This window comes from Rhodobaculum claviforme (genome assembly GCF_016653255.1).
GTDB classification, from domain to species: domain Bacteria; phylum Pseudomonadota; class Alphaproteobacteria; order Rhodobacterales; family Rhodobacteraceae; genus Rhodobaculum; species Rhodobaculum claviforme.
This window is the reverse complement of sequence record NZ_NHSD01000310.1, coordinates 22545-30200: the sequence shown is the minus strand read 5'-3', so window position 1 is coordinate 30200 and position 7656 is coordinate 22545. Positions and strand designations below refer to the sequence as shown.

Below are 7656 nucleotides of genomic sequence, written 5' to 3'. Positions count from 1 at the left end.
TGTGACCGGGCGGCCGCCCGCGCCTCGGCCGCGCGGCGCAGCGTGGCCAGCCGCGCATCGCGCGTCATCGCCGCCAACCCCGCCAGCGCCGCAAGGCGCGGATCGGGCCGCCCGGTCACACAGCCCCCCCACCGCGCGCGGCACGGGTGCGCATGCGCTCGGCAAACCGGATGGCGGCGGCAACGGCGCGGTAATGCTCGGGCGCGATTTCCTCCTTCAGGGCGACGGTGGCGTGCAGCGCGCGCGCGGTGGGCGGGTCGGAATGGATCGGAACGCCGGCCCCGGCCGCCAGCGTCCGGATGCGCAACGCGACCTCGTCGACGCCCTTGGCGACGCAGACCGGCGCCCCGCCCGCCGCACGGTCCCACTTCAGCGCGACGGCATAGTGGGTCGGGTTGACGATCACGACATCGGCCTTGGGCACCTCGGTCAGCATCCGGTTGGTGGCGATGTCGTGGCCGCGCTGACGGCGCGCCTGCTTCATGTAGGGATCGCCCTCGGAGGACTTCATCTCGTCGCGCATTTCCTTGTGGGTCATGCGCTGCTTGCGCAGGTGCTCGGCCCGCTGCCAGAAGAAGTCCAGCGCCCCGATGCCCACAAGGATCACCACCACGAGCACGAGAAACTCCAGCAGGAGACGCATCATCTCCACGCTGGCCAACCCGGGACCGAGGTGCATCGTTGCCAGGATCCGCGGCAGCCGCGCAAGCAGGAACAGCCACAGAAGCGTGCCGATGATCAGCAGCTTGGCGGTGCTCTTGGCGAACTCGAACAGGCCCGAACGGCCGAATTTCTGCTTGGCGTTCGACAAAGGCGAGATGCGCGACAGTTTTGGTTGCAGCTTTTCGGGCGCAAAGACAAGCGCTTGCTGCGCGAACAGCATCGCCAGCGCCGCAACCGCCGGCACCACGAGGAACGGCGCAAGCGCCCATCCGACATGCACCATCAACCCGCCGATGACCGGGCGGGCGCCCTCGCTGGTCAGCTGCGACAGCCGGTCGGCCTGATCGAACAGCACCATGCCCGCATCGCCCGCGGCCACAAGCCCCGCCGCACCGGCCGCAAACCCCGCCAGCGCCATCCCGGCATAGGCCGCCGCCGTCACCAGATCGTTGGACTTGGGCACCTCGCCCTTGCGCCGCGCCTCGTCGAGCTTGCGCTGCGTCGGCTCGTGGACCTTCTCGGCGCCGTCTTCCTGCGGCCCGCTCATGGTGGCATCCCGAACGGGTCGGACAGGAAGCCGCCGAACGCCGCAAGCCACACCGCAAGCCCCGCAGGGGCCACCAGAAACAGCAGCACCAGCCCCCCCAGCGTCAGCGCCGGCGCGCCCACGAACGCCACCATCAGCTGCGGCATGGCACGGTTGATCGCGCCCAGCGCCATGTTGTACACCAGCGCCGCGATCACGAACGGCGCCGCCAGCGTGAACGCCAGCGCAAAGGCCCGCGACACCTGCGCGACCCCCCAGCCCGCCAGCTCCCACCCCGGGGGAAAGGCGCCCACGGGCATCAACGCATACGACAGCACCAGAAGCTCGGCCAGGCGCACATGCAGCCCCGCCATGACCGCCAATGCCAGCCCCCCCACCACCAGCAGCTGCGAAATCGCCGGCTGCGGATCAACCCCGGCGCCGCCGAAGAACTGCGACAGCGAGGTCGCCTGCGCGGCCATCGTCCCCGCCGTCTGCAATGCGATCACGAACAGCCGCAGCGCCAGCCCCAGCGCGAGGCCCGCCACCACCTCGGTCGCCAGCGCGCGCATCCAGCCATTCCCGGCTGCGGCCAGCATCACCGCCTCGGGTGCCACCGCCGGCGCCACCACGGCGGTGAACGCAAGGCCCAGCGCAAGGCGCACCCGCATCGGCACCACCTGTTCCCCGAACGCCGGGACCACCGCCATCACCGCACCCACACGCAGGAACACGACATAGCCGACCATCAGCGCCTCGCGGCCGAGGCCGAGCAGGTCGGCCAGCGCGTCGGCGGTCTCGGGCGTCACGCCGGCACCATGCCCACCAGCGCCGGGCGCGCCTCCATCCCGATCTCCTCGTACGACAGCACGGGCGCCGAGATGCCCTTGGCCACCAGCACCAGCCGCACGAAGCGCCGCCGCCGCACCGAGGTCACGACCGCGGGCTGCGCCCCGGCCTCGGAGGCGCGCGCGATCTTCTCCGCCAGCGCACCGGCGAGCCGGTTGAACTCGGCCGGCGGCAGGGCGATCTCCGGGTGGCCACGCTCGCCGTTGACCTCGTGCGCGATGAACACCTGCTCCCACTCGGGGGCGAGCTGCACCAGCGCGATGGTCCCGTCGGCGCGGCGCAACTCGGCCACCAGCTGGAACCCGAGGCGCTGGCGTACATGCTCGGTGATCGCCTCGGGGGTGGTGTGGCTCATCCGCGCCTCGGCGATCGCCTCCAGAATCACCGGCAGGTTGCGGATGGAGACCCGCTCCTCCAGTAGCAGGCGCAACACCGCCAGCAGCAGGTCCATCGGCACCTTGTCGGGGATGAGTTCGGAGAACAGCCGGCGGTTGGCCTCGGCCCGCGCGGGATCGGACAGCCCGCCGAGTTCGTCCAGCAGCCGGCGCAGCGCCTTGAGCGTCAGCAGGCGGGCAAAGTTGCGGCGAATGACCTCCAGCAGATGTGTGGCCAGAACCTCGGCGGGGGTGACGACGGTGCTGCCGGACAGCACCGCGGCCTCCTGCGCGTCACTCGGCAACCAGCGCGCGGGGGCGCCGTAGACCGGCTCGCGCACATCCTCGCCCTCCGGCGTCTCCGACGCCTCGTCCGGCATCAGCGCCAGCACGCGCCCCGGTCGCAGGTGATCGCGCGCCTGCTCCACCCCCTGGATGCGGATGACGTAGGATCCCGGCGGCAGCTCCGCGTCGTCGGTCAACCGGATCTCGGGCAGCACGACACCATAGAGCTGCGCGACGTGGTTGCGCATGTTGGCGATGCGCGCATCGAGACCGGTGGCCGGATCCAGCACCATTGGCACCAGATCGGGCGAGAACTGCACATGGATGTCGTCCAGATCCAGCGTATCGCCCAGCGTCGCGGTCCGGGGCGCGTCGGTGGTCACCTCGGCCGTTACCGCCTCGGCCGCGACGCGGGCATGGCGCTGTAACGCCCAAGCAGCCCAACCCAACGCTCCGGCGCCCAGTATGAACGGAACGAACGGCAGCCCCGGCACGAAGGCGAACAGCCCCATCAGCAGCGCCACGGTCACAACCGCCGCCGGGTACCGGCCCAGCTGGGCCAGGATGGCCATGTCGGTCGCGCCCGTCGCCCCGCCGCGCGCCAGCAAAAGCCCCGCCGCGACCGAGATGATGACGGCCGGGATCTGGCTGACCAGCCCGTCGCCGACGGTCAGGATGGCATAGGTCTCGAACGCGGCGCCGATGGGCATGCCGTGCATGGTGGTCCCGACCACCAGCCCGATGACGATGTTCAGAAGCGTGATCAGAAGCCCTGCCACCGCGTCGCCCTTGACGAATTTCGAGGCCCCGTCGAGCGAGCCGAAGAAGTTCGTCTCGGCCTGTTCGCGCTCGCGCCGTGAGCGGGCCTCGGCGTGGTCGATGGCGCCGGCGGCCATGTCGCTGTCGATTGCCAGCTGCTTGCCGGGCATTGCATCCAGGGCGAACCGCGCGCCCACCTCGGCCATGCGGCCCGCGCCCTTGGTGATGACGACGAAGTTCACGATCAGCAGCACGCAGAAGATCACGACGCCCAGCAACACGTTGCCGCCCATCACGAACATCGCAAAGCCCTGGATCACGTCGCCCGCGGCATGGGGTCCGGTGTGCCCCTCGCCGATGATCAGCTTGGTCGAGGAGACGTTGAGCGACAGCCGCAGCATCAGCGACGCCAGCAGCACCGTGGGAAAGGCCGAGAAATCCAGCGGACGTTCCACGAACAGCGTGACGGTGAAGATCAGGATCGCCAGCGCGAAGGACGCCGCCAGCCCGATGTCCAGCAGCCACGCCGGAACGGGCAGGATCATCATCACGATCACCGCCATCAGCGCGAGCGCCAGCAGGATCGTGGGACGGAACATGGAACCGAAAGTGGCCATCATTGCAGTGCCCTCGCATTGGCGACCAGAAGACTTCCGCGCGGCAGGCTGGCTGGCATCAACGAACCGGTGGTGGCGGCTGCGGCAACCGAAACGAGCGGCGCCGCCGCCGCTTGCAGCACCGGCCCGGGCGCGCCGAAACTGGCACGCCCCCGACGCGGGCCGGGCGCGGTCCCGACGGGCGGGGCCGCCCCCGTCTCCACATCGCCAAGGTGGGCAAGGAAGCGGCGGGTATACCGCTCCGCGAGCTCGGGCGTGCGTGAGTGATAGGCGCCCGCGGCGGCCGTCCAGGACCCGAATTCGGCGTGCAGCTCCGACAGGAACCTGGCCGCATACAGCGCGTTCCGCCCGGGGTCGAACATCGCTTCGGGGCTGGCAAAGGCGTCACCGTGCCAACGCAGGTTGATCTGGAAACAGCCGATGTCGATGCTTTCGAGGCCCGCCGCGCGCAGGCTGCGGACATGGGCCTCGGCGGCGGCGCGGGTGTCGAACCACCGCCCTTCGCCTGCGGCATGGGTGGTCCAGGGCCAGGGGGCAGCCACACCGGATACGGTTCGGCCGGTTTCCGTCAGGGCGATCGCGCGCAGCACGGCAAGCGGCACGCCCGTGGCCGTGGCCGCATCCTGCGCCGCACGCTCGCACAGGGACGCCGGTACCGCCGCTGCGGGCGTTGACGCGATCAGTCCCACGCAGACCACGGGACAGATCAGACTGTGACGGATGGCCCGAAGGCTGTCGACATAACGCACCGGCGGGTCCTTTCGGCAATTCTTGCGCGATGGGAACAGGGTTAACCGTGCACGATAAAGATTCGGTCAACGTCGGGACGGGGACGACAGGACCCGGACCAAACGCGGCGGCCAGGCCGTGGAACACGCGGGGCCTGCGTCCTCGGCCCCGGGCGGGAGGGCGACGACGAGGGAGGGGACCGCGTCATCTGCGGGCGCACCGGCCGGACTGGTGGTCGGCGGCTGATCGGGTGGACGCCTCCCGCTCCGGGTGCCGCGATGGTCCATGTCGGGTGCCGCTTCGGGCATGGACCAAGGGGGCACGGCCGCCGCGCGTCAACGCCTCGATGACCTTGACAGGTGGGACCTGCGTTCGTCCCGCATGGCCAGAAGCCGCACAGGGGCTGGCTGTAGTGGATGCGGCTGTGTCGGGGCTCCTGCCTCTCAGTCCGACGGAGGCGGATAGGCCGACAGGAGGTCGGCAACCATTCGGCGCAGCTCGGCGCCGTCGACCAGCATCGCGGCCGCCTGCGCGAGTTCTCCCTCGCTCGCAGCCTCGCGGGCAAAGCCGGGGGGCGCAACCACGGGCGGAAGGAGGGATGCGTCGACGGCGTCGGCTCCGATCACCGGCATTGCAGCGCCCGCGCGCGCGATCATGGCAGCGGTCGCATCCCCGGCATCCTGGGCCGCATCCTGCCACAGGCCGCCAAGCCATGCCGCCCGGTGCGCCTCCGGCTGCAATCCGGCCTCGCTGAACACCGTGACCGCGGCGCCATGCTCACCAAGCGCCAGCAGCGCTTCGCCGCGCAACCTCTCGGCATCGGCGTCGCGATGGCCGGCAAGCACCCGCAGCGCCTGTCCCGGCGCATCGATCGCCAGAAGCGCGCGCCCGGCCAGGAACGCGTCCTGTGCAAGGGACGGGTCGGACGGCAGGGCAGCCAGCGCCTCGGCCGGGAAACCGGCCTCCAGCAACCGTTCGGCCAGGCGCCGGCGGTCGGCCGGCGGCAACGTCCCCTCCCGCCACTCGGCTTCCGCGAACACGCGCGCCATGAGGGCCGCATCCGAACCCGTATGGGCGAGACGGCCCAGCAGGTCACGCGACATCGCCGCCGCAAGCGGCCCTGACGCCGCATCCGCACCCAACCGGTCACGCACCGCAAAGGCCGCGTCGAACAGGCCCTGCTGCGCAAGCGCCACCCCCTCCAGCCGCGCCAGGCGAAGGCCCAGCGCAGTGCCCGCGTTTTCGCGCGCCACCGCCACAAGGTCCTCCACCACCTCGGCCGGGATCGACAGACCACCGGCAAGGCGGGCTTCGACCAACGTCGCCAGTGCCTCCGCGCTGCCGGGCCCGCCACCATCTGCGGCGGCTTCGGCAATATCACTTGCCGCGCCGGGACGCCCCTGCGCCAGTTCAAGCTCCGCATCCAGAACCGCGACCGCGGCCGGCCGGGTGGCCGTCGGCGCGATCGCCGCGCGCAGCGCCAGCGCAGTATCGGTATCCGACAGATCGAGAAACCGTTGCGCCAGCCGCGGCCCGATATGGGTCCGCAGATGCGCCGGCAGCGCCGCAAAGGCCCGGCGCACCGCCAGCCGGTCGATCACCCCCGCACGGGCAAGGTCCGGCGCCCCGAGGACCGCCCACATCGCCACCGCGCCGTCGCAACCGACGTGGGCATCGAAAGCGGACCCACCCTCGGACGGCGGTTCAGGCCCGTCAATCAGCGCGGCAATCCCCAGAAGCACCGGCGCGTCAGCCGACGAGGGCGGCAGGGTTTCGAGGAGCGCGCGCGCTTCCGCACCGAAGCCCGCATGCAGATAGAGCCGCGCAAGGTCGAGAACCCGTGCCGGATCCGGCTGGTCGAACTCTCCCAACAGGTCCTGGCGGCGCTGGGCGATCTGCCGGGCGAGATCGGTCTCGGTGCCCCAGGCCGCCAGATCGAACCGGGAATCAGGCGGACAGGCGGCGCCTTCCCGGTTCACGCCGGAGCGGCCCGAGGCATCCCGCGCGCGATCAATGCCCGTCGTCGCCCCGATCCTCAGGTTGTCGAGGGCGTCGAGCGGCTGGGCGCGCGCCGTCAGACCCTCGGGCGCGGCCGGAACCAGGGGGGCAGATGCGGGCGGCAGCGCGGCGGGCGGCGTGGCCTCACGCAGCCGGGCTTCGATGGTCTGCGCCCGTCCGACATCGGCCCGGATCAAGCCTTGGGCAACAGCCCGGGAAAACTGCCGGGCGAGCAGGTCACGCGCGGGATCCGTCCCGAAATCCGGACCGGAGGAGGGCTGCGGCGTCGCAACGGGGCCCTGCGCAACCGGCCCGGCGGAGGGGATGACGCTTTGGGTCCAGTCGAACCCCGGCCGCAGGGATGGCGGTTCAGGTCGATCCGGGCCGAGGCGGGCTTCGAAACGGGCCCCCTCTGGCGGCGGGCCGTCGCGCAGGTCCACGACGATCAGCCCGCGCTCCTCGAAGGCCACGGCGTGGCAGTCACAGCCGAGCACGAGATCCACCCCCGTCTCGGTCATCCGGACCTCGGCCAGCCGGTCGCGGCGGATACGGGTGAACACCGCCGAGGTATCCACCGATGCGCCGGCCCCGGTCAGGCGCAGGCCATAGCCGTCGCCGACACGACCCAGAACCCATCCCCCCTCCGGTGGCACCGGCAGGGTCAGACGGGTGAAGCCCCGATGCTCGCCCGAGCGCATGGTCAGCGTCTCGGCCGCCGCGGGGCCGGCCAGCACCACGGCCACGGCCAGCCCCGCGACGAGGGCGCGGGCGCCCGGCAAGGCCCCACGACCCCGTGCCCCCCCGTCCGACCGGGCCTCCGGCCCGCGCGTCGACCGCGGGCCGCGTGGCGTGCGCG

Annotated in this window: 5 protein-coding genes; all 5 read right to left on the bottom strand. The window is 71.5% G+C overall.

Annotated features, from left to right (window positions below):
• Positions 1 to 115: 115 nt before the first annotated feature.
• The 5 genes from CCR87_RS14865 to CCR87_RS14845 all read right to left on the bottom strand — a co-directional run bounded on the left by CCR87_RS14865 (position 116) and on the right by CCR87_RS14845 (position 7579).
• Positions 116 to 1210, bottom strand: a complete 1095-nt coding sequence (locus CCR87_RS14865) for an EscU/YscU/HrcU family type III secretion system export apparatus switch protein (protein ID WP_201158321.1) — start codon at positions 1208 to 1210, stop codon at positions 116 to 118.
• Positions 1207 to 1938, bottom strand: a complete 732-nt coding sequence (locus CCR87_RS14860; protein ID WP_201158323.1) for a flagellar biosynthetic protein FliR — start codon at positions 1936 to 1938, stop codon at positions 1207 to 1209. Before CCR87_RS14860 ends, CCR87_RS14865 begins: the two co-directional genes overlap by 4 nt.
• 56 nt (positions 1939 to 1994) lie before the next feature.
• Entirely contained in the window at positions 1995 to 4055 is a 2061-nt protein-coding gene (gene flhA / locus CCR87_RS14855) for a flagellar biosynthesis protein FlhA (RefSeq protein WP_242512051.1), read from the bottom strand.
• Positions 4056 to 4072: 17 nt separating this feature from the next.
• Positions 4073 to 4822: a transglycosylase SLT domain-containing protein gene (locus tag CCR87_RS14850; protein WP_338048943.1), complete on the bottom strand. Its 750-nt coding sequence runs from the start codon at positions 4820 to 4822 to the stop codon at positions 4073 to 4075.
• A gap of 423 nt (positions 4823 to 5245) precedes the next feature.
• Positions 5246 to 7579, bottom strand: a complete 2334-nt coding sequence (locus tag CCR87_RS14845; RefSeq protein WP_201158319.1) for a hypothetical protein — start codon at positions 7577 to 7579, stop codon at positions 5246 to 5248.
• Positions 7580 to 7656: the final 77 nt, after the last annotated feature.

Coding starts and splice junctions, on each gene's coding strand:
- CCR87_RS14865 (WP_201158321.1), bottom strand. CDS start 1,210: ATGAGCGGGCCGCAGGAAGACGGCGCCGAGAAGGTCCACGAGCCGACG.
- CCR87_RS14860 (WP_201158323.1), bottom strand. CDS start 1,938: ATGGTCGGCTATGTCGTGTTCCTGCGTGTGGGTGCGGTGATGGCGGTG.
- flhA (WP_242512051.1), bottom strand. CDS start 4,055: ATGTTCCGTCCCACGATCCTGCTGGCGCTCGCGCTGATGGCGGTGATC.